Annotated in this window: 13 protein-coding genes; 9 read left to right on the top strand and 4 right to left on the bottom strand. The window is 66.1% G+C overall.

What is annotated here, in order from left to right:
* Window positions 1-40 precede the first annotated feature (40 nt).
* The gene (locus tag JKL46_RS15865) at window positions 41-595 is read right to left on the bottom strand and encodes a tetratricopeptide repeat protein (protein ID WP_201834510.1); all 555 of its coding nucleotides are present in this window, start codon (window positions 593-595) and stop codon (window positions 41-43) included.
* A gap of 267 nt (window positions 596-862) precedes the next feature.
* On the opposite strand from JKL46_RS15865, the gene JKL46_RS15860 reads away from it, so the two are divergent.
* The 6 genes from JKL46_RS15860 (at window position 863) to JKL46_RS15835 (ending at window position 12,024) form a co-directional block, all read left to right on the top strand.
* Window positions 863-3,403 carry an ABC transporter ATP-binding protein/permease gene (locus JKL46_RS15860; protein ID WP_201834508.1) on the top strand — a complete coding sequence of 847 codons (2,541 nt, stop codon included), beginning with the start codon at window positions 863-865 and terminating at the stop codon, window positions 3,401-3,403.
* Window positions 3,404-3,498: 95 nt separating this feature from the next.
* Window positions 3,499-4,410 (top strand): MBL fold metallo-hydrolase, encoded by a 912-nt coding sequence (locus JKL46_RS15855; protein ID WP_201834506.1) that lies wholly within the window; start codon window positions 3,499-3,501, stop codon window positions 4,408-4,410.
* 322 nt (window positions 4,411-4,732) lie between these two features.
* Window positions 4,733-8,926 (top strand): beta strand repeat-containing protein, encoded by a 4,194-nt coding sequence (locus tag JKL46_RS15850; RefSeq protein WP_201834504.1) that lies wholly within the window; start codon window positions 4,733-4,735, stop codon window positions 8,924-8,926.
* Between the two features lie 101 nt (window positions 8,927-9,027).
* A complete protein-coding gene (locus JKL46_RS15845; protein ID WP_201834502.1) occupies window positions 9,028-10,035 on the top strand; it encodes an NAD-dependent epimerase in 1,008 nt (335 codons plus the stop codon).
* A 1-nt stretch (window position 10,036) separates the two neighbouring features.
* The gene (locus JKL46_RS15840; RefSeq protein ID WP_201834500.1) at window positions 10,037-11,086 is read left to right on the top strand and encodes an MraY family glycosyltransferase; all 1,050 of its coding nucleotides are present in this window, start codon (window positions 10,037-10,039) and stop codon (window positions 11,084-11,086) included.
* Complete coding sequence (locus JKL46_RS15835) at window positions 11,083-12,024, top strand: NAD-dependent epimerase/dehydratase family protein (protein ID WP_201834498.1); 942 nt, start codon at window positions 11,083-11,085, stop codon at window positions 12,022-12,024. Before JKL46_RS15840 ends, JKL46_RS15835 begins: the two co-directional genes overlap by 4 nt.
* Here JKL46_RS15835 and JKL46_RS15830 read toward each other — a convergent pair.
* The 3 genes from JKL46_RS15830 to JKL46_RS15820 form a co-directional block, all read right to left on the bottom strand.
* Entirely contained in the window at window positions 11,957-13,921 is a 1,965-nt protein-coding gene (locus tag JKL46_RS15830) for a nucleoside-diphosphate sugar epimerase/dehydratase (RefSeq protein WP_201834495.1), read from the bottom strand. The genes JKL46_RS15835 and JKL46_RS15830 overlap by 68 nt on opposite strands.
* Before the next feature lie 93 nt (window positions 13,922-14,014).
* Entirely contained in the window at window positions 14,015-14,809 is a 795-nt protein-coding gene (locus JKL46_RS15825; RefSeq protein WP_246529342.1) for an ABC transporter ATP-binding protein, read from the bottom strand.
* Window positions 14,806-15,810 (bottom strand): FecCD family ABC transporter permease, encoded by a 1,005-nt coding sequence (locus JKL46_RS15820; RefSeq protein ID WP_201834493.1) that lies wholly within the window; start codon window positions 15,808-15,810, stop codon window positions 14,806-14,808. Before JKL46_RS15820 ends, JKL46_RS15825 begins: the two co-directional genes overlap by 4 nt.
* 407 nt (window positions 15,811-16,217) lie before the next feature.
* On the opposite strand from JKL46_RS15820, the gene JKL46_RS15815 reads away from it, so the two are divergent.
* The 3 genes from JKL46_RS15815 (at window position 16,218) to JKL46_RS15805 (ending at window position 19,371) form a co-directional block, all read left to right on the top strand.
* Window positions 16,218-17,372 (top strand): aminotransferase, encoded by a 1,155-nt coding sequence (locus JKL46_RS15815; protein ID WP_201834491.1) that lies wholly within the window; start codon window positions 16,218-16,220, stop codon window positions 17,370-17,372.
* 99 nt (window positions 17,373-17,471) lie between these two features.
* On the top strand, window positions 17,472-18,557 hold the full coding sequence (locus JKL46_RS15810) for a polyamine ABC transporter substrate-binding protein (protein WP_201834488.1): 1,086 nt from the start codon (window positions 17,472-17,474) through the stop codon (window positions 18,555-18,557).
* A 91-nt stretch (window positions 18,558-18,648) separates the two neighbouring features.
* The gene (locus JKL46_RS15805; RefSeq protein ID WP_201834486.1) at window positions 18,649-19,371 is read left to right on the top strand and encodes an SIMPL domain-containing protein; all 723 of its coding nucleotides are present in this window, start codon (window positions 18,649-18,651) and stop codon (window positions 19,369-19,371) included.
* Window positions 19,372-19,537: the final 166 nt, after the last annotated feature.

Here is a 19,537-nt window from a genome sequence, read left to right as displayed (position 1 = left end):
GCGCTCTCGGGGCACCTTCCCTTAGAGAATCGGCGGTCCCTCAATGCAGCATCAGGTGATGCGGTGACAGGTTCTCCAGCATGTCGCGCAGATCGTCCATGTGCGGATTGATGAACAGAGCGATCTGGAACGCGGCGCGGGCCTCGTTGAGATGGCCGTGGCGCAGGCAGATATTGCCGAATCCGGCGATGGCGCCGAAATGGCGCGGCTCGAGACGCAGGGTCTGCGCGATGTCGAGCAGGCTGTCCGCATCGCGCTTCTCGATGGAGGCGAGCGTCGCCCGCTTGTTCCAGGCCTCCGCCCAGCAGGGATGCTTCTCGACGAGATGATCGAGAAGGGGCCGCGCCTGCCTGAGCGAGCCCGAGCCCATGGCATCGACGGCCGCCGCCATGGTCTCCTCCGCAAGCCTGTCCTCGTGCGATCCCCACAGGGCCCAGATCTGATCCTCGATCTCCTCCACCGGACGGTCGGGCTCCGCCGCAGCCAGTTCCTGGAACAGAGGAGTCAGGCGATGCGGCAGGCCGGAATTCGGCCTGCGGGTCGGAAGCTCGAGGACAAGCTGGAAAACCGGATCGAGCGGCAGGGAGCATGTCATGGCTGGCTCGCAATCCCCCGTGACAGGCAAAGCAGTGAATCAGGAGGGTGACATAGGGGGGAAGTGCGGCGCGGCGAGGGGTCCTCGAGCAAGGTCCGACACTGAATTCGCGAGGGCGAATCCCTGCGGAATCAGGCCCCATGTGCCGAAGCGCACCCCTCAGCCCAAATTGCTGCCCTTAAGGCACGCAAAACCGGGTCCCTTTTTCCGCGCAATGCGCTAGGCTCCGCTTCCGTTTTTGAATTCTCGTCAATCCTGGAGTTGTCCTTGGGAGTTGTCATCGAGCGCGATCCGCTGCGCCTGGCATGGAAAACCTCTCCGCTTCGCCATCTCGTCGGCTTCGGCCTTCTGGCTCTGGCCGGTCTTCTGATCCTGATCGGCTTCGATCTGGTGCGCATCGTCGTCGACCGGGCAACCGGCGGCGGCTGGAACACGCCGGCCGCGTTCCTGAGGTTCGCCATCCATCCGCCCGGCCAGCTCTGGCCCGAGCCCCTCGTGCTGTTTCCCGGATTCGTGCTGTCGCCGGAAGCCTTCGCGATCGCCGCGATCGCCGGTATCCTCATCATCCCCCTGCTTCTCGGCCTGATCCTGGCCGGGCTCGAGGCGCTGACCATCGGGATCGGCTCGGCGATGCTGGCGAGAACCCAATCGGCAACCCTCGACGTCATCCTGAAAGTGCCCTCGGCCTCCCATGACGAGTTGGCGATGGTGACGGCGCTCGCCGCCCGGGGGCTTGCCCGCGAGAACGGCGTGCTCGGGTCGAGCCTGCTCATCCCGGTGAAGCTCGGCGGCATGATCGCGCTCGCCTGCGTCTATGTCTTCTTCATGGACTGGTATCTCGGCGCCGCGCTCGCCGCCGTTCTGGCCGTCGGCGCTCTCATCAGCGCCCGCCGCTCCCTCCTGCGCTTCGATGCCACCGCCGCGCGGCATCGGGAAGGCGATCAGGCGGAGGGCGTGTTCGCCGAGCTCGAACAGCGCATTCCGGCCCTGCGCGCGCACGGCACCGGACCCTACGAGCGCGACCGGGTGCGCGAGGCCCTGGCCCTGAGCCACCGGCCGGTGCGGCTGACGGAATATCGCCTCGCGCTTGCCGAAGCGACCTCGGCCGCGGTGCTCATGCTCGCGCCCCTGTCGGTGCTGGCCCTCGGCGCCTGGTTCTCCCAGGTCCGCCCCTTGAGCGCAGGAACGGTCGCGGCCTGCGTGCTCGCCGCGGCGCTCTCCGCCTACGGCACCCGCGAGGTCGTGCAATGGCACCGGCTCGCCTTGAGGGCCCGTGCCCTGCTGATCGATCTCGGCAAGGGGCTGGTTCCGCTCAAGCTGCGCGCCGCCCTGAAGAGCAAGGCCGCTCTCCCCGAAAGCGGCTCTCTCGTGGCCCAGGGCGTCTCCGCCTATGACGCAGCGAGCGGCGCCCGCGTGGTCTCGGTCAACCTGAACCTCGCCTTTCCGGCCCATGTGGCGCTCGTCGGCGACGGGGATGCGGGCCCACGCCTCCTCGCCGCCCTCATGAGCGGCCAGCTGCCGCCTTCCGTCGGCCGTCTCACCTATGGCGGCGTCGATCTGGCCGCCGCCGATCCCGTGGGGCGCAGCCGGCACATCGCCTTTGCCGGAAACACGGTGCTGATCGAGGGCAGCCTGAAGGACAATCTGCTCTATGGCTGCATCGCGCCGGCGGGCGAGATCGACCACCGCCTGTCCGAGGCCGTCGCCATCGCCGGCCTCGACCGCCTGACCCATGCGCGCGGCCTCTCCGGTACTCTTAATCCCGAGCGCGAACCGAAGCTTGCCGCCGACATCGTGGAGGCGCGCCGGGCCGTGCAGGCGGCGCTCGCCGGCGAGAATCTCGACCGCTTCGTCGATCCCTTCGGCATGGAGCGCTACAACCGCTACGCCACGATCGGCGAGAACCTGCTCTTCGGGCAGCCGATCGGCGATACGTTCCACGAGGACCGCCTGTCGGGCCACCCCTTCGTGCGGGCGATTCTGGAAGCCAACGAGCTGACGAAGCCGCTCGCCCGGATGGGCCTGTCGATCGCGACCAGCATGATCGAGATCTTCGCGGACATCCCGGACGGGTCGCCGCTCTTCGAGCGCTTCTCCTTCTTCTCCGCCGCCGACCGGCCCTATTTCCAGGACCTCGTCGACCGCAGGAACGAGCAGCGCCGCAGCGACCAGACCGCCCGCGACCGGGAGCGCCTGACCGGCCTTGCCCTGCGCTACAACGAGAGCCGGCACCGCCTCGGCCTGCTCGAACCCGCCCTGGAACGGCAGATCCTCGTCGCCCGGGCGGATTTCGCGCGCATGCTGCCGGTGAGCCTGAAATCCGCGATCGAATTCTACGACGAGGAACGCTTCTGCGCCGCGGCTAGCATCCAGGACAATCTCCTCTTCGGGCGCATCGCCGCCGATCAGGCCGGCGCGCTCGAAGCGGTGCAGGAGGTGGCGCGCCGCGTCCTGACCCAGCGCGGCCTCGACGGCGAGGTCTCACGCATCGGCCTCGACACGCCCATCGACGTCCAGGGCGACGACCTGACCCTGAGCGAGGTCGCCGCCATCGATCTCGTACGCGCCCTCGTACGCCGGCCGAGCATCCTGGTGGTGCAGCGGGCCCTCGACGGTTTGCCGGGGCCGGCCGCCGACAAGCTGGTCGCCAACCTGCGCCGCGCCCTCGTGGGCCGCGGCCTCATCCTGGTGACGCCATCAATCTCGCCCGCCATGGATCAACCGCCCTTCGACGCGGTTATCCGTTTCGAGAGGGGCGAGCCCGTGGTCGATCACCGCAGCAGAGAACGGGAGGCGCTGAGTGCCTGACAGATTTCACCTTGACCCGGCATCCCCCTCGGGAGCAGCTTACCGGTGTGCGCTAGCGCACATCAGCAGGGTTTTCGATTGGTCATGATCCTGACATGGTAAGGCGTGTTGCATCCTCTGACGCGTTGCAGGTCCGGTTTTGGGGCACACGCGGCTCCACCTGCGCATCCGGCCCGCAATTCGTCGAGTTTGGCTCGCACACTCCCTGCGTCGAGGTCCGATGCGGCGAGCGCCTCTTCATTTTCGATGCCGGATCCGGTCTTGCCGCCCTCGGCGCCGAGCTCGGCCCCAGCGCTCCGGACAAGATCGACATCCTCCTCAGCCATCTCCACCTCGACCACATCAGCGGCCTTCCCTTCTTCAAGCCGGCTCTCCTCGCCAAGGAACGCGTGATCCGCACCTATTGCGGCAATCTCGACGGCGAGAGCGCCATGGAGCCCCTGAGCCGCCTCTTCGCTCCCCCGCTCTTCCCCGTCCGCCTGAGCCAGCTGCCCGCCCGTTTCGAGCATCACGGCTTCCATGCGGGCGAACCTCTCATCTTCGACGACGGATTTCGGGTCGAGACGCATCTCCTGAACCATCCCGGCGGCGCCACGGGCTTTCGCATCAACCACCGGGGCCGCAGCGTCTGCTACATCAGCGACGTGGAGCACAGCGACCTCTGGCCCGAGCCAAGTCTCGCCGATTTCGTCCACGGCGCCGACCTCATGATCTTCGACGGCATGTTCTCGGCTTCCGAATATGCCTATTGCCGCGGCTGGGGCCATTCCACGTGGCAGAAGGGCGTCGAGCTCGCCCAGGGCGCCGACGTGAAGTCTCTCGCGATCTTCCATCTCTATCCAGGCCATGACGATGCCTACCTGAAGGCGTCGGAAGCCGAGATGCAGGCCATCATGCCCACGGCCTTCATCGCCCGCGAGCGCCAGACCATGGCGTTCGAGCCCGCGGATTGCGAGATCGCCCCGGCCCACCGCGAGCCCGCCCTCGCCCAGGTCGGCGAACGCTGATCACCTCATCGCCGATTCGCCATCGAGATCCTTCGAAGCGCCGATTTTCGGGGGCCTGAACGGGAGCGGCAAGGGATGCGTCGCGATGACGCCGCGGAATCGACCGGAAGCCGCCACATCCACACAGTGTCCCTTGATCGGCTCTTAAGCATCGGTTCAACAACGTTTTTTGTCACTTAATTGAATATAGCTTTAACCAAGTATAACTCGCTTTCAATGAATCTTTATACTATAACACAAACAATTTGCATGCTCCTTTACCTTCCCGCTACTCAACTCGCCTGATAGGGATGCCCTCCTAAAAATTCGGCCGGGGGCATACATGGCTTGGAGAACGGTTACATTCGATCCGTTGACGATCACGGATGGCGACGCCAGCGACGGCATTCTCGTGATCGACGGTCTGCAGTTCAAAGTGACCGCCTCCGGTGCCTGGAGCTTCAGCGTCGTAAACGGACGGCTGACATTCTCCGAAGATCCGGCTTTCGGCGGCCAGGAATTCAAGATCGAGGTCACGGCCATCAACGGCAACCTCATCAAGGCCATGTCGGCCGATGTCAGGTATGACGGAACGGTCCAGGTCGATGACGGCTTCGGCGCCTATATGGCGATCGCGAACGCAGCCTCGACCACGACCATCGGAGATTCGGATTTCTCTGCCAACAGGTTCGAAGGCGGAGAGCAATGGACGCATGTCGATTGGGATCCGGCGATCGCGGCCACGACCGCGCCCATCACGATTTATGACTACAAGGTCTTCCCGACTTCATCCAACCCGACCTCGTCGTTCTGGATCGACAATCTCGTCGTCGACACCGATACGCCGCCGCCGGACACGACGCCCCCGACGGTCAACTCGATCACCCGGAACAGCGCCGAATTCACCAACGACAGCACCGTCACCTATACGGTCGTGTTCAGCGAGAGCGTGACCGGCGTCGATGCGAGCGACTTCCTCCTGACCGCTACCGGCACGGCTGGCGGCACCATTTCGTCCGTGACCGGCTCGGGCACCACCTACACCGTCACCGTCAGCAGCCTGACAGGCTTCGGCACGCTGCGTCTCGATCTCAAGGGCTCGGGCACCGGCATCAAGGACGCTGCCAACAACACGATCGCGTCGGGCTACACCGCCGGCGAGCAATACACCATGGTGAACGACGCACCGGTCCTGACGCCTGTCATGCCGACGCTGACGGGCCTCACCGATACCGACGTTAGCAATCCCGGACAGAGCGTCGGGAGCATTCTCGGTACCAGCGTGTCGGATGTCGACTTCAATGCGGTCGAGGGCATCGCCATCACCGGTTTGGCGTCGGACAACGGCACCTGGCAGTACAGCACAAATGGCGGCGCCAGCTGGAGCGACATCGGCACCGTCTCGTCCGCAGCGGCGCTGCTGCTGCGCGCGATCGATCGCGTGCGCTTCGTGCCGGATGGGGTGAACGGCACCACCGGCAGTCTCACCTACCACGCCTGGGATCAGACCGGCGCGACGGCCGGGATGCAGGGCAGCAAGGTCGACGCCTCGATATCCGGCGGCAGCACACCGTTCTCCGCGGCAACGGACACGGTCAGCGTCACCGTCACTGCAGTCAACGACGCCCCCGTCGTCACGGCGAGCGGCGGGACGACGGCCTTCACGGAAGGCGACAACACCGCATCCACGCCGGTCGTGATCGATTCGGGCCTCACCCTCTCGGACAGCGACAACGCGACCTTCGCCTCCGCAACGGTGAGCATCACCGGCAATTTCGCTTCCGCCCAGGATGTGCTGGCGTTCGTGAACGACGGGCTCACCGCCGGCAACATCACCGGCAGCTATAATTCCGCGACAGGCGTGCTCACGCTCACCTCGGCGGGTGCGACGGCGACGGCCGCCCAATGGCAGGCCGCCCTGCGCAGCGTGACCTACGCCAACAATTCGGACACACCGAGCACCGCCACGCGCACGATCAGCTTCGCCGTCAATGACGGCGGCGCGACCAGTGCATCCGTGACCAAGACGGTGAGCGTCGCGAACACCAACGACACGCCTGTCGTCACCGTGCCGTCCAGCATCGCGATCGTCGAGGACACAGCCGGCGCGCTCACCGGCATCAGCTTCAGCGATGCTGATGCGGGCTCGAGCTCCGTCACGGTGACCCTCTCCGTGGCGAGCGGCGCCTTGAGCGCGACGAGCGGAGGAGGCGTCACGATCGGCGGCACGACCAGCGCCCTGACGCTGACGGGCAGCATCGCGAACATCAATACCTTCATCGCGGGAAACAACGTGACCTTCACGTCCGCTTCCAATTTCTCTGGAAACCTGACGCTGAACGTCGCGATCAGCGACAACGGCAACACGGGTTCAGGCGGTGCGAAGACCGGCAGCGCGACCCTCACCCTGGATGTCGCGCCCGTCAACGATGCGCCGAATGTCACGGCCCCCGGCTCCGTCGCCGTATCCGAGGACGTGCCCACGGCGCTGACCGGTATCAGCTTCAGTGACGTGGATGCGGGAAGCAGCGTCGTCGAGGTCTCCCTGACGGTTGGCTCCGGCACGCTCTTCGCCACCAGCGGATCGAATGTGACGGTGTCCGGCTCGGGCTCGACTGCGCTCACCCTGTCGGGATCGATTTCGGACATCAACGCCTTCCTGGCGGCGAGCCAGGTCAGCTTCACGACCGCGCAGAATGCCACATCCAACGTGACCCTCACCGTCGCCATCGACGACAACGGCGGCACGGGATCCGGAGGCAGTCAGCAGGATTCCACGACGGTGACGCTCGCCGTGACGGCCGTGAACGACGCGCCGGTCCATTCCGTGCCCTTGGCTCAGACGGTGCTGCAGGACACGAGCCTGGTGTTCAGCGCCGGTAGCGGCAACCTCATTTCCGTGTCTGATTCCGACCTGGGAGGCGGCAACGTCCGCGTGACGCTGACCGCAGCGCATGGCCTGATCACGCTCTCGGACTTGTCGGGCGTGAGCTTCCTCATCGGCTCCGGCACAGCGGATGCGACGATGACGTTCGAAGGCACCCTCGCCAGCATCAACGCTGCCCTGAACGGATTGGTCTTCACGCCGACGGCCGGCTATTACGGCCCGGCCAGCCTCGCGATCACGACGTCGGACCTCGGATCCACCGGAAGCGGCGGGGCACAGACCGACAGCGATACCATCGTCATCGACGTCGACAGTCTCGAGCCCTCGGTCACGAATGTGAATGTCACGAATCCCGACGGCACCTACCGGGCCGGCGATGTTCTTTACGTGACCGTGACCTTCGACCAGGCGGTGCTCGTGAACGCGGCCGGCGGCAACCCGACCCTGCTCCTGGAGACGGGCAGCATCGATCGTTCCGCGGTCTATCTCTCGGGCTCCGGCAGCAATGTCCTGACCTTCGCCTATCAGGTGCAGGATGGCGATGTGAGCGCGGATCTGGATTATCAATCAGCTTTGGCCCTGGCGCTGAACGGCGCAACGATCCGCAACATCGCCAACGACGATGCGGCCCTGACGCTTCCGGCGCCCGGAAGCCCGGCCTCCCTCGCCGGCCAGCGCGCCATCGTCATCGAGCACGTTCTGCCCCCGTCGGACCCAGGTCCGGTGGTGGTCCCCAATACGGGCGGCGGCGTCGACATCACGATCACGGATCCCTCGCAGCTCACGTCCGGCCTCGGGACGAGCGGCGTCGATCACGTGTTCTTCGGAGGATCGGGCACGGTCAACCTGCCCGGCAACGTCGAGAACCTGAGCCTGACCGGCAACGCCGACGCCAATGTGCTGGCCAACAGCCTCCACAACGTGCTGCACGGAAACGATGGCAACAACGTCCTGCAGGGCCTGGCGGGCAACGACTGGATTCACAGCGGCACCGGTAACGACACGGTCATCGGCGGCTCGGGCCGCGACTCAATCTTCGGTGGCACGGGCAGCGACCAGCTCCAGGGCGGCACCGGGAACGACCGCGTCAACGGCTATAAAGGCGACGATCGGCTCTCCGGCGGCTCCGGCAACGATGAGCTCACCGGCGGCGCCGGCGACGACCGGGTCTCCGGCGGTTCCGGCAACGACACGGTCAATGGCGGCTCCGGCAATGATGAGGTCTATGGCGATGCCGGAAACGACACCGTCTATGGCAGCTCCGGCCATGACACGATCTATGGCGGAACAGGCAACGACGTGCTGTTCGGCAATGCGGGGCGCGACATCTTCGTGTTCGACACCAGGCTCAATGCGGGCGGCAATCTCGACACGATTCGCGACTTCGACGTGGCGGATGACAGCATCTGGCTCGACAACGCGGTCTTCACCCAGCTCGGCGCGGGTACGAGCGCCCGGCCGGTCCAGCTGCAGAGCGGGTTCTTCACAATCGGCACCCGGGCGCTCGATGCGGATGATCATCTGATCTACGATTCCGCCACCGGCCTGCTGAGCTACGATGCCGACGGATCGGGGTTCGGAGCCGCCGTCGCCTTCGCCCAGCTCAAGAAGAACCTTGTCCTCACCTACAAGGACTTCTTCGTGGTCTAGGCAGCCTATCCGGGAGCGCTCCCTTCAAAGGCAACGAACGCTCTCCCCTTTGCCGCAAAATCCACTATGGTGCCCGCCACCATCATCTGGCGGGCACCTTCATGTCAGCTCCTATTCTAGTGACGGGCGCGGCGGGCTTCATCGGCTTCCATGTGGCGCAGCGGCTTATGGCCGAGGGCCATCGGGTCGTCGGGGTCGACAGCTTCACGCCCTATTACGACGTGAGCCTGAAGGAGGCCCGGTTCTCCCGGCTTGCCCCGCACAACACCTTTCTCGGCGAACGCCTGGATCTCGCCGACGCGCAGGCGACGCAGGAGCTCTTCCGGGAGCACCGCTTCGAAAAGGTGATCCACCTCGCCGCCCAGCCGGGCGTGCGCTTCGTCGATCCGCGGCCCTATGCCGCCTCGAACCTGATGGGCTTCATGAACATGCTGGAGGCCTGCCGGCATGGGCAGATCCAGCACCTCGTCTATGCCTCGTCGAGTTCGGTCTACGGCGCCAACCGCAAGCTGCCCTTCTCCGAGCACGACAACACCGATCACCCGATCAGCCTCTATGCCGCCACCAAGAAGGCGAACGAGATGATGGCGCATTCCTACGCCTCCCTGTTCGGCCTGCCCGCGACGGCCTTACGCTTCTTCACCGTCTACGGCCCCTGGGGCCGGCCCGACATGGCGGTCTACAAGTTCACCCATGCCATCGCTGAAGGACGCGAGATCCAGGTCGCCAATGCGGGTGACGTTTGGCGCGACTTCACCTACGTGGACGACATCGTGGAGGGGATCGTGCGGCTGGTGGACCGTGTACCGCGGCCGGATCCGTCCTGGAACGCGGAGCGGCCCGATCCCGCCACCGGCCCGGCGCCGCACCGGGTCTACAATATCGGCAACGACAGCCCTGAGAACGTGAACGATCTGATCGCCCTGATCGAGGAGGCGCTGGGCAAGAAGGCCAACCGCGTGGACGTGCCTCTGCCTCCCGGCGACGTGCTGGAAACCCGCGCCGACGTGACGGACCTGCGCCGCGACGTGGGCTTCGCGCCATCGACCTCGCTGAAGGACGGCATCGGACGCTTCGTCGAGTGGTATCGCGGGTATCACGGGGCTTGAGATGGTTCCGGTCGAGCTCGTGTTGTCCTTTATCTTCCTCCTCGTCGTGTTGGGGTCCGCTCTTGTTTCGGCTCTGCTGATCCTGGGCCTGAAGCCATTGCTCGTGCGCTATGCGATGGCACGGCCCAACGCTCGCTCAAGCCACACGATCCCGACTCCCCAAGGCGGTGGGATCGCGGTGATCGGCGCCTGCCTTCTCATGCCCATCGGCCTCATGCTCACGGGCAGCTTTCCGCCGACCGCCTTCACGGTCCTGGTGATCGCCACCCTGACTCTGGCCGTCGTCGGCGCCGTGGATGACATCCGCCCCCTGCCTGCGGTTCCACGCCTGCTCTTGCAGGTCGGTGCTGTCGCCGCAATCGTCGTGACGAGCGGCGTGCGGGTGCTGCCGGAAGCTGTTCCTCTCGTCGTGGAGCAGGCTTTTCTCGTTCTCGGCGGCGTCTGGTTCGTGAACCTCGTCAACTTCATGGATGGGCTCGACTGGATCACGGTGGCCGAGATGGTGCCTGTGACCGCCGCCATCGCTCCCTTGTATGTCTTGGCGACGAAATCTTTGCCTGCGGAGACGATCGTTCCGGAAGTCAATTATATCGCCGCAGCTTTGTGCGGCGCGCTCCTCGGCTTCGCCCCCTTCAACAAGCCCGTCGCGCGGCTCTTCCTCGGCGATGTCGGCTCGCTGCCGATCGGCCTTCTCGTCGGCTGGATGCTGCTGCAGCTTGCCGGAGCGGGCGGACTCGCTGCGGCGATCCTGCTGCCGCTCTATTACCTGATGGATGCCACCATCACCCTGCTACGCCGCCTTTCCCGCGGCGAGAAGGTGTGGGAGGCGCATCGCAGCCATTTCTACCAGAAGGCCACCGACAACGGCTTCTCTGCGCTTAACGTCAGCGCTCATGTGTTCGGGCTCAACCTCGTTCTCGCCGGCCTCGCCACGATCACGCTCGTCTGGCCGTCAGGCACTGTGCAGATCGCGGCGCTTGCCGCGGGCATCGTTCTCGTCGGCCTGGTTCTCAGACGCTTCTCCCAGGCCCGATTGGAGTTTTCCCGATGAATGCACCCCTGATTGCCCTGACCGGCGCCACGGGCTTCATCGGCCGCCATCTTCTCAGCGAGCTGCCGAAGCGCGGCTACCGGGTCCGGGTGCTGCTGCGCCGCCCGTCCGAGGTGCCGCCGGGCGCGGCGAGCGCCGTGATCGGCGACATCGCCTCGCCGCACAACATGGCGGCGGCGCTGCGCGACGTGGACATGGTGATCCATTCGGCCGGTCTGGCGCACGCCATGTCGGGGCGGCCGGAGGACGATTACCGCACCATCAACACCGAGGCGACGATCAAGCTCGCCCAGGCTGCCGAGCGGGCCGGGGTGAAGCGCTTCGTCTTCCTGTCCTCGATCCGCGCCCAGAGCGGACCGGCGGCGCAGACCATTCTCACCGAGGCCGAGGAACCGCAGCCGACCGACCCCTACGGCCGCTCGAAGCTCGAGGCGGAGCGGGGCCTCGCCGCGCTTGGCCTCGACTGGGCGGCGTTGCGTCCCGTGCTCGTCTACGGCCCCGGCGTGAAGGGCAACATGGCAGCCCTGCTCGCCCTGGCGCAGTCGCCCTGGCCGCTGCCGCTCGGCGGATTGAGGGCGAAGCGCTCGCTGCTCTCCCTCGACAATCTCACGTCTGCCATCGACACGGTGCTGAGAGCCGACGGCCCCCTGCGGCGCCCCTTCATCGTCGCCGATCCGGAGCCTGTGACGATCCCCGAGATCGTGACGGCCCTGCGCCAGGGCCTCGGCCGCGGACCGGGCCTCGTTCCGGTGCCGTCCTTCATTCTCAGGGGAGCCGCATCGCTTGCGGGAAAGGGCGAGGCCTACGAGCGTCTGGCGGGCTCGCTGGTCGCTGATCCGCAGGCCTTGAAAGACCTGGGGTGGCAGCCGGTCAGTTCGACGCGAGACGCGCTTGCGGAACTGTCTCGACAGGCTGGGGCGCCGGCTTCCGGCGCTTGAATTCCGGAATCGCCTCTTCGAACACCCGCTCGGCCAGGGCCCGGTCGCCCTCGCGGATGGCGCGGGTGAGGATCTGGAGCCATCCGTCGACTCGGTCGCGATCGGCGAAGATGGGCTTGGCGGCCATGACGCCGTCGATGCCGATCTCCGTGCGCGGTTCCTCGCGGGCGAAGAGGATCTCGTGCAGGCGCTCGCCCGGGCGCGTGCCGGTCACGGCGATCTCGATGTCCTCGCCGGGCTCGTAGCCGGCGAGCCGGATCATGCGCTCGGCCAATTCGTAGATGCGCACGGGCTGGCCCATCTTCAGCACATAGACCGACGCGCGCTCCTCGCCGTTGGTCCGCTCGGTCACGGCGCGGATCTCCTCCGCATGGGAGGCCGAGGTGAGCACAAGATCCGCCGCCTCGCGGGTGGTCATGAAGTAGCGCACCATGTCGGGATGCGTGACGGTGATCGGCCCGCCGCGGGCGATCTGCGCCTTGAATTTCGGCACCACGGAGCCGACCGAACCCAAAACGTTGCCGAAGCGCACGGCGATGATGCGCGTGGCGCCGTTGCGCCCCGCGAATTCCGCGTCCAAAGCCTGCCCATACATCTCGGCGAAGCGCTTGGTGGCCCCCAACATCGAGACCGGGTCGATCGCCTTGTCGGTCGAGATCATGACGATGGTGTCGGCACCGGCTTCCACCGCCGCGTCGGCCACGTTGACCGAGCCGAAGACGTTGGTCTTGATGCCCTCGGTCCAGTGCTTCTCGAGATATGGCACGTGCTTGAGGGCGGCCGCATGGAAGACCACCTCGGGCCCGAACGCGCTCATCACCTCGAGCACCCGCTCCCGGTCGCGCACGTCGGCGATGACGCCGTCCACATTGGTGTCGCTCGACAGCAGGGTCGGGTTCTCGAGAATGTGGTGCAGGGACGGCTCGGAGCTTTCCAGGATCATGAGATCGCTGGCGCCGAAGGCGACGACCCGGGTGCAGATCTCCGAACCGATGGAGCCGCCGCCGCCCGTGACCAGCACGCGCTTGCCGCGGATGAAAGTCTCGAGCCGCTTGCGGTCGATCTGCACGGTCGGGCGCAGCAGCAGGTCCTCGATCTCCAGCGGTGCGAGCTCGGCATCGCGCATGCCCTCGCCGAGGCTCGTGACCCGCACCAGCGGGAGACCCAGGCGCCGGGCCCGGGCGAGTAGCATGTCGGGATTCGCCTCCGGCGCCAGTGCGCTCGGCGTCGCCAGCAGGCGGCGGATCGGCGTGCCGCGCTCGTGGAAATCCTGGATGACCTGATCGAGATCGGTGAAGGTGCCGAGCACGGGAACGCCGCGCATGGACTGCCCGAGATCGTCGGTGCGCCAGGACAGGATGCCCTTGGGCTGGGTCTTCTTGACCGTACCGGCCTCGATGGCGCGCAGGATCACCTCGATATCGCTGCCGCGCCCGAGCAGCAGGGTCGGCGTGCTGGCATCGCGCTGCAGGGTGTGGCGCGAGCGCGCATATTTCATGTAGCGGAAGGCAAGCCGCGGACCGCCCAGCAGGAACATCTGGATCAGCCAGTAGAGGGCGATGGTGATCTTGCCGAAAAAGAATGTGCCGCGAAGCTGCGGCGAGACGAGAATGTAGTCCACCACCAGCAGGGTGACCGCCAGGATGGTCGCGGCGCGGAAGATGTTGAACAGATCCGGCAGCGACGCAAAGCGCCACTTGGATTTGTAAAGCTGAGACCACCAGTAGACGACGCCGGCAAAGGCGATGAAGGGCGGCAGGAACAGCGGCAGGTGAACCAGTCGGTCCAGGAGAAACGAGCCTTCGAAGCGCACGTAGAAGGTCGCGACGACGGCCACGCCCGTCATCACGAGATCGTGCACTACGATGAGCGCTTTCTTGAGACCCTGCCGATTCATAACTTTGCCATGCCCTGTCAGCGGGTATCGGTCGGGCTCTCTTCTTTGTCAATGTAACGCTATGACTTATTCGATGCCCACGCTGCAATCCTGTCAGGCCTCGGGCAGAGCGCTTTCCGCGACGATCACGATGCCCTCCGCCTCCTGCAGGATCCGCGTCACGATGCCGAAAATTGCGGCGAGACGCGGCGCGGTCATGACGCTCCCGGGCGAACCATAGGCGTCGATTTTTCCCTGTCTGAGCAGGACGATATCGTCGGCGAAGCGGGCAGCGAGCGTCAGATCGTGCATGATGGCGACGACCGTCGCGCCGGCCCGGGCCTGGGCCTTCAGGAGGTTGAGCACCACGAGCTGATGGCGTGGATCGAGGGCGGCGACGGGTTCGTCGACGAGGAGCACGGGCGCCTGCGTCGCGAGAGCGCGGGCCAGCAGCACCCGCGCGCGCTCGCCGCCGGAGAGCGCCGTGGCGGGCCGCTGCGCGAAATCCTGCAGCCCGACCGAGCGAAGGGCGTCCGCGACCGCATCCCGCCCGGCGAGGGAGAGAGCATCCGGCCTCTCTCCATGCGGCAGGCGGCCGAGGGCCACCACCGTCGCGACCGGCAGCGGCCAGGCGATGCTGCCGCCCTGCGGCAGATAGGCGATGGCCCGCGCCCGCTCGGAGAGGCGCATGCGCGCAAGGGGCATGCCGTCGAGGGTCACGGCGCCGGCACCCGGCGCGATCAGCCCGGCTAGCGACCGCAGCAGGGTCGTCTTGCCGGCGCCGTTCGGGCCGATCAGCACCGTGAAGCGGCCGGGCTCGAGCGCGAGATCGAGCCCGGCGAGGGCGCGGTTCTCGCCGAAACTCACCGACAGGGCACGGGCTTCCAGGAGCATGCGGTGCGGCTTCATGCGGGCGTCTCCACCAGCTCCGCCTTGCGGCGGGCGATCACCCACAGGAAGAACGGGACGCCGAGCAGGGCGGTCAGCACGCCGACCTTCACCTCTCCTTGCGACGGGATGAGCCGCACGGCTATGTCGGCGCCAATCAGAAGCGCCGCCCCGGCAAGACCCGCCGGCACGAGGGTGCGGGCCGGGTCGTAGCCCACGAAGGAACGCACGAGATGGGGCGCCACGAGACCGACGAAGCCGATCGACCCGGCGACCGCCACCGAGGCGCCGGTGCCGATGGCGGCGCCTGCGACGATGAGGACCTTAAGGCGCGGCACGTGGATCCCGAGGCTTCGCGCCGTGTCCTCGCCGAGTGCGAGAGCCCGCAGGCCCGGCGCGGCCGCGAGGAGCAGGATCGTGGCGAGGAGGATGAAGGGCACCGCCAGGAACACGTGGATCATGGAGCGGTCCTCGAAGGAGCCGAGGAGCCAGAACACGATCTCCGTGACCGCGAAGGGATTGGGCGACAGGCTGATGGCGAGCGACGTGCCCGCTCCCGCCAGGCTGCCGACGGCAAGTCCCGCCAGCACGAGCACGACGATAGTGGCGCTGCGCCCCGCGACCGCCACCACGAGGGTGACGGAGAGAAGCGCGCCGGCGATGGCAGCAAAAGGCAGGGCCCAGGACAGGGTGCCGATGAGCCCGGAATAGATCACGAGCACGGCTCCGAAGGCCGCCGCCTGCGGCGCGCCGAACACGGCGGTGTCGGCGAGCGGGTTGCGCAGCAGGCCCTGCAGGCCTGCGCCCGACAGTCCGAAGACCCAGCCGATCATGAGGGCGAGGAGCGTGCGCGGCAGGCGGATCTCCCGCACCACGATGCTCGCCGCTCCCTGGTCCGACACGAGCGCCTTCAGGGCCATGGGAACCGTGATCGGCGCTGGGCCGACGACGAGCGACGCGAGGCTCAAGGCGCCGATCAGGGCAATGAGGCCGGGGATGAGGGGCGACCGGGCGAGGGACATGCGGGCATTTTCGTTGCTTCCGCCGATAGAGCACGAAACGCAAGGACGGCAAAGCGGCCGTAAGGCCGGGTATGACCCCAGCTACGTCATAACCGGCCTCGTGCCGGTGATCCCGATCGGTGGAGCGCAACGCCTTTCGCATCGGGATGGCCGGGCTGATCCCCGGACCAAGTCCGGGGACGGCCATGACGCGTCGCGCACAGTGCGAACCCTCCCCCCTCAGCGGGGGAGGGTGGCGAACAAATGTGCGCCGAGCTGCCCGCCGCGCCTCCCTCGACCTTGACGGCTCGCAAGCTCAAAGCTTGCGGGCCCACAGGTACTGGCTGCTGCACAATGCCGGTTCGATCTTCCCGCGCTCCATGATACGAAGCGTGCCGGCCCTTAAGAAACAACATCGAGAGAGCGGCATGAACCCTCTGTTTGCCAACCTGCCCACCACGATCTTCGAAGTGATGTCGAGCCTCGCCCGGGAAACCGGCGCGATCAATCTCGGCCAGGGCTTTCCGGACGATCCCGGCCCGGAGGACGTGCGGCGGGCGGCGGCGGATGCGGTGCTCAACGGCTACAACCAGTATCCCTCGATGATGGGCATTCCGGAGCTGCGCACGGCGATCGCGACGCATTACAGGCACTGGCAGGGCGTCGATCTCGATGCGAACACGGAAGTGATGGTGACCTCGGGCGCGACGGAGGCGCTCGCCGGCGCGATCCTCGGCATCGTCGAGCCCGGCGACGAGGTCGTGCTGTTCGAGCCCATGTACGACGCCTATCTGCCCCTCGTGCGGCTCGCCGGTGGCGTGCCGAAATTCGTCACCCTGCAGCCGCCCCATTTCCGGCTCACGGAAGAGGCGCTCGCCAAGGCCTTCTCGCCGAAGACCAAGGCGGTCGTGTTCAACAATCCGCTCAACCCGACGGCGACGACATTCTCGGACGAGGACTTGAATCTCCTCGCCGATTTCTGCCGCCGCTTCGACGCCATCGCGATCTCCGACGAGGTCTGGGAGCATGTGGTCTTCGACGGCCGGCGCCACCGCACGATCCTGGCGCTGGAAGGCATGCGTGATCGCTCGGTGAAGATCGGCTCGGCGGGCAAGATCTTCAGCCTCACCGGCTGGAAGGTCGGCTTCGTCTGCGCGGCACCTCCCATCATGAAGGTGCTGGCGAAGTCGCATCAGTTTCTGGCCTTCACCACGGCGCCGAACCTTCAGGCCGCAGTAGCCTACGGCTTGGCCAAGGACGATGCCTATTTCGAGGACATGCGCAAAAGCTTCGCCCGCAGCCGCGACCGGTTCACGGCGGGGCTGAACACGCTGGGCTTCGACGTGATCCCGAGCCAGGGCACCTATTTCGTCAATATCGACATCGCGCCGTTGGGCGAGACCGACGACGTCGCCTTCTGCCGCCGCCTGGTCATGGAGCATGGCGTCGCGGCGATCCCGGTTTCGGCTTTCTACGCGGAGGGCGCGGTGAAGAACGTGGTGCGCTTCTGCTTCGCCAAGAAGGATTCCACGCTTGATGCCGGGCTGGAGCGGCTGGCCAAGGCGATCAAGCGGGCGGCCTGAAATCCGTCAACAAGACCAGCAATTTGGACATTGTTTCTTGTGCCGGAATTTCCTAGCCTGCCCCGTTGTCACTCTATCCGCAGGAGCTCAAGCCCCAAAATGATCCGTCTTCTCGCTTCGGTTGCTCTGACCTTAAGCCTTGTCACCGCCGCCACCGCCCAGGAGCGCGTGGTCAACGTCTACAACTGGTCCGATTACGTGGATCCGAAGGCGCTGGACGAGTTCACGAAGCAGACCGGCATCAAGGTGGTCTACGACACCTACGACAACAACGAGATCGTCGAGACCAAGCTTCTGGCCGGCAAGTCGGGCTACGACATCGTGGTGCCGTCCGGCCCCTTCGTGCAGCGCCTGATCGGCGCCAAGGTGTTCCAGAAGCTCGACAAGGCGAAGCTGCCGAACCTCGCCAATCAATGGCCTGAGGTGACGCAGCGTCTGGCCGTCTTCGACCCGGGCAACCAATATGCCGTGAACTACATGTGGGGCACGACCGGCATCGGCCTCAACGTGAAGAAGGTCAAGGACATCCTCGGCGACGTGCCGCTCAACACCTGGGACCTGGTGATGAAGCCGGAGATCGCCTCGAAGCTGAAGGCTTGCGGCATCTACATGCTGGACAGCCCGGAGGATCTCTTCCCCGGCGTGCTGGCCTATCTTGGTCTCAACCCCGATTCGAAGCGCCTCGAGGATCTGAACAAGGCGGGCGACGCCCTGTTCCGCATCCGCAGCAACATCCAGAAGTTCCATTCCTCCGAATACATCAACGCGCTCGCCAACGGCGATATCTGCGTGGCGGTGGGCTATTCGGGCGACATGATCCAGGCCAAGAACCGGGCCGAGGAAGCCAAGAACGGCGTCGAGGTCGGTTACGTCATCCCGCGCGAGGGCGCGCTGATGTGGTTCGACAGCTTCGTCATCCCGGCGGACGCCAAGAACGTCAAGGAAGCGCATGAGTTCATCAACTTCATGATGCGCCCCGAGATCGCCGGCATGAACACCAACTACGTGTCCTATGCCTCAGGCAACCTCGCCGCGAAGCAGCACATCAACAAGGACATCCTCGACAATCCCGGTATCTATCCGGACGATGCCACCATGAAGCGCCTGTTCACCAACACGGCTTACGACGAGCGCTCCCAGCGCACCGTCACCCGGCTCTGGACGAGGGTGAAGACCGGCCGTTAATCCGCCGCTCAGGTTCGCTTCTGCATCTTCCCGATGCCTCAAAGCTCCGCCCACGAGGCGGAGCTTTTCTTTTAATGAAGGACTTTTCCCGATGCGCCTTGCCGTTGCCGCCGCTCTTGCGGCCCTGACCCTCGCCTCACCGGCTCTGGCCCAGCCCGTCCCGCCGCGAGCGCCGACGATCAGCGTGATGGGAACGGGCGAAGCCGAGCTGAAGCCCGATTTCGCCCGCGTGAACGTGACGGTCGCGACGCAAGCCGAGACGGTGGCCCAGGCGAGCAGCGCCAACAACACGGCCACCGAGCGGGTCCTTGCCCGCATCCAGGGCCTCGGCGTCAAGCGCGAGGACATCCGCACCGCCAATTTCCAGGTCTTCCAGACGCCCCAGCAGGTCGGCCCGGACGGCAAGGAGGTGAAGACGCCGAAATTCTCGGCCCATCACCGGCTGCAGATCACCACCCGCGACCTCGACGGGGTCGGGCGCCTTGCCGGCGAGATCCTGGCGAGCGGCGACATGACCTTCCAGTCCGTCACCTTCGGGCTCGACCGGCAGGAGGAGGGCGGCGACAAGGCCCGCGAGGCGGCCGTGCGCGATGCCCGCCGCCAGGCCGAGGTCTATGCCAATGCGGCCGGCGTCGGCTTGGGAAGGCTCATCGAGATCCGCGACGGCTCCGCCCAGCCCTTCGAGCCGCAGGCCGACATGCGCATGTCCATGGCGATGGCCAAGGGCGCGGAGTCGGTGCCGATCGTGCCGCCGGCGACGATCCGCTACACCGCCAATGTCCAGCTCGTCTGGGAGATGGCTCAGAGGCCGTGAGCACGCGAGCTTTCCTCCCGCTTGTGGGGAGGAGTTGGAGGTGGTGGTGTCGGCGCCACGCTGGTCCAGTTCAGCGCTGAGGCTGCCGCAGCTTCACCTCTCCCCGGATCTCGGGTGTTCCCGAGATCTGTTCTCCCCATGCAAGTCGGGAACACCCGACTTGCAT

The organism is Microvirga zambiensis WSM3693, assembly GCF_016735695.1.
GTDB lineage: Bacteria > Pseudomonadota > Alphaproteobacteria > Rhizobiales > Beijerinckiaceae > Microvirga > Microvirga zambiensis.
The sequence above is the reverse complement of the archived record's forward strand: the minus strand, read 5'-3'. Positions and strand labels throughout refer to the sequence as shown.

Excerpts from the sequence above, each read along its gene's own strand:
- JKL46_RS15865 (WP_201834510.1), bottom strand. The coding sequence starts at position 595 with ATGACATGCTCCCTGCCGCTCGATCCGGTTTTCCAGCTTGTCCTCGAG.
- JKL46_RS15855 (WP_201834506.1), top strand. The coding sequence starts at position 3,499 with ATGGTAAGGCGTGTTGCATCCTCTGACGCGTTGCAGGTCCGGTTTTGG.
- JKL46_RS15850 (WP_201834504.1), top strand. The coding sequence starts at position 4,733 with ATGGCTTGGAGAACGGTTACATTCGATCCGTTGACGATCACGGATGGC.
- JKL46_RS15845 (WP_201834502.1), top strand. The coding sequence starts at position 9,028 with ATGTCAGCTCCTATTCTAGTGACGGGCGCGGCGGGCTTCATCGGCTTC.
- JKL46_RS15840 (WP_201834500.1), top strand. The coding sequence starts at position 10,037 with ATGGTTCCGGTCGAGCTCGTGTTGTCCTTTATCTTCCTCCTCGTCGTG.
- JKL46_RS15835 (WP_201834498.1), top strand. The coding sequence starts at position 11,083 with ATGAATGCACCCCTGATTGCCCTGACCGGCGCCACGGGCTTCATCGGC.
- JKL46_RS15830 (WP_201834495.1), bottom strand. The coding sequence starts at position 13,921 with ATGAATCGGCAGGGTCTCAAGAAAGCGCTCATCGTAGTGCACGATCTC.
- JKL46_RS15825 (WP_246529342.1), bottom strand. The coding sequence starts at position 14,809 with ATGAAGCCGCACCGCATGCTCCTGGAAGCCCGTGCCCTGTCGGTGAGT.
- JKL46_RS15820 (WP_201834493.1), bottom strand. The coding sequence starts at position 15,810 with ATGTCCCTCGCCCGGTCGCCCCTCATCCCCGGCCTCATTGCCCTGATC.
- JKL46_RS15815 (WP_201834491.1), top strand. The coding sequence starts at position 16,218 with ATGAACCCTCTGTTTGCCAACCTGCCCACCACGATCTTCGAAGTGATG.
- JKL46_RS15810 (WP_201834488.1), top strand. The coding sequence starts at position 17,472 with ATGATCCGTCTTCTCGCTTCGGTTGCTCTGACCTTAAGCCTTGTCACC.
- JKL46_RS15805 (WP_201834486.1), top strand. The coding sequence starts at position 18,649 with ATGCGCCTTGCCGTTGCCGCCGCTCTTGCGGCCCTGACCCTCGCCTCA.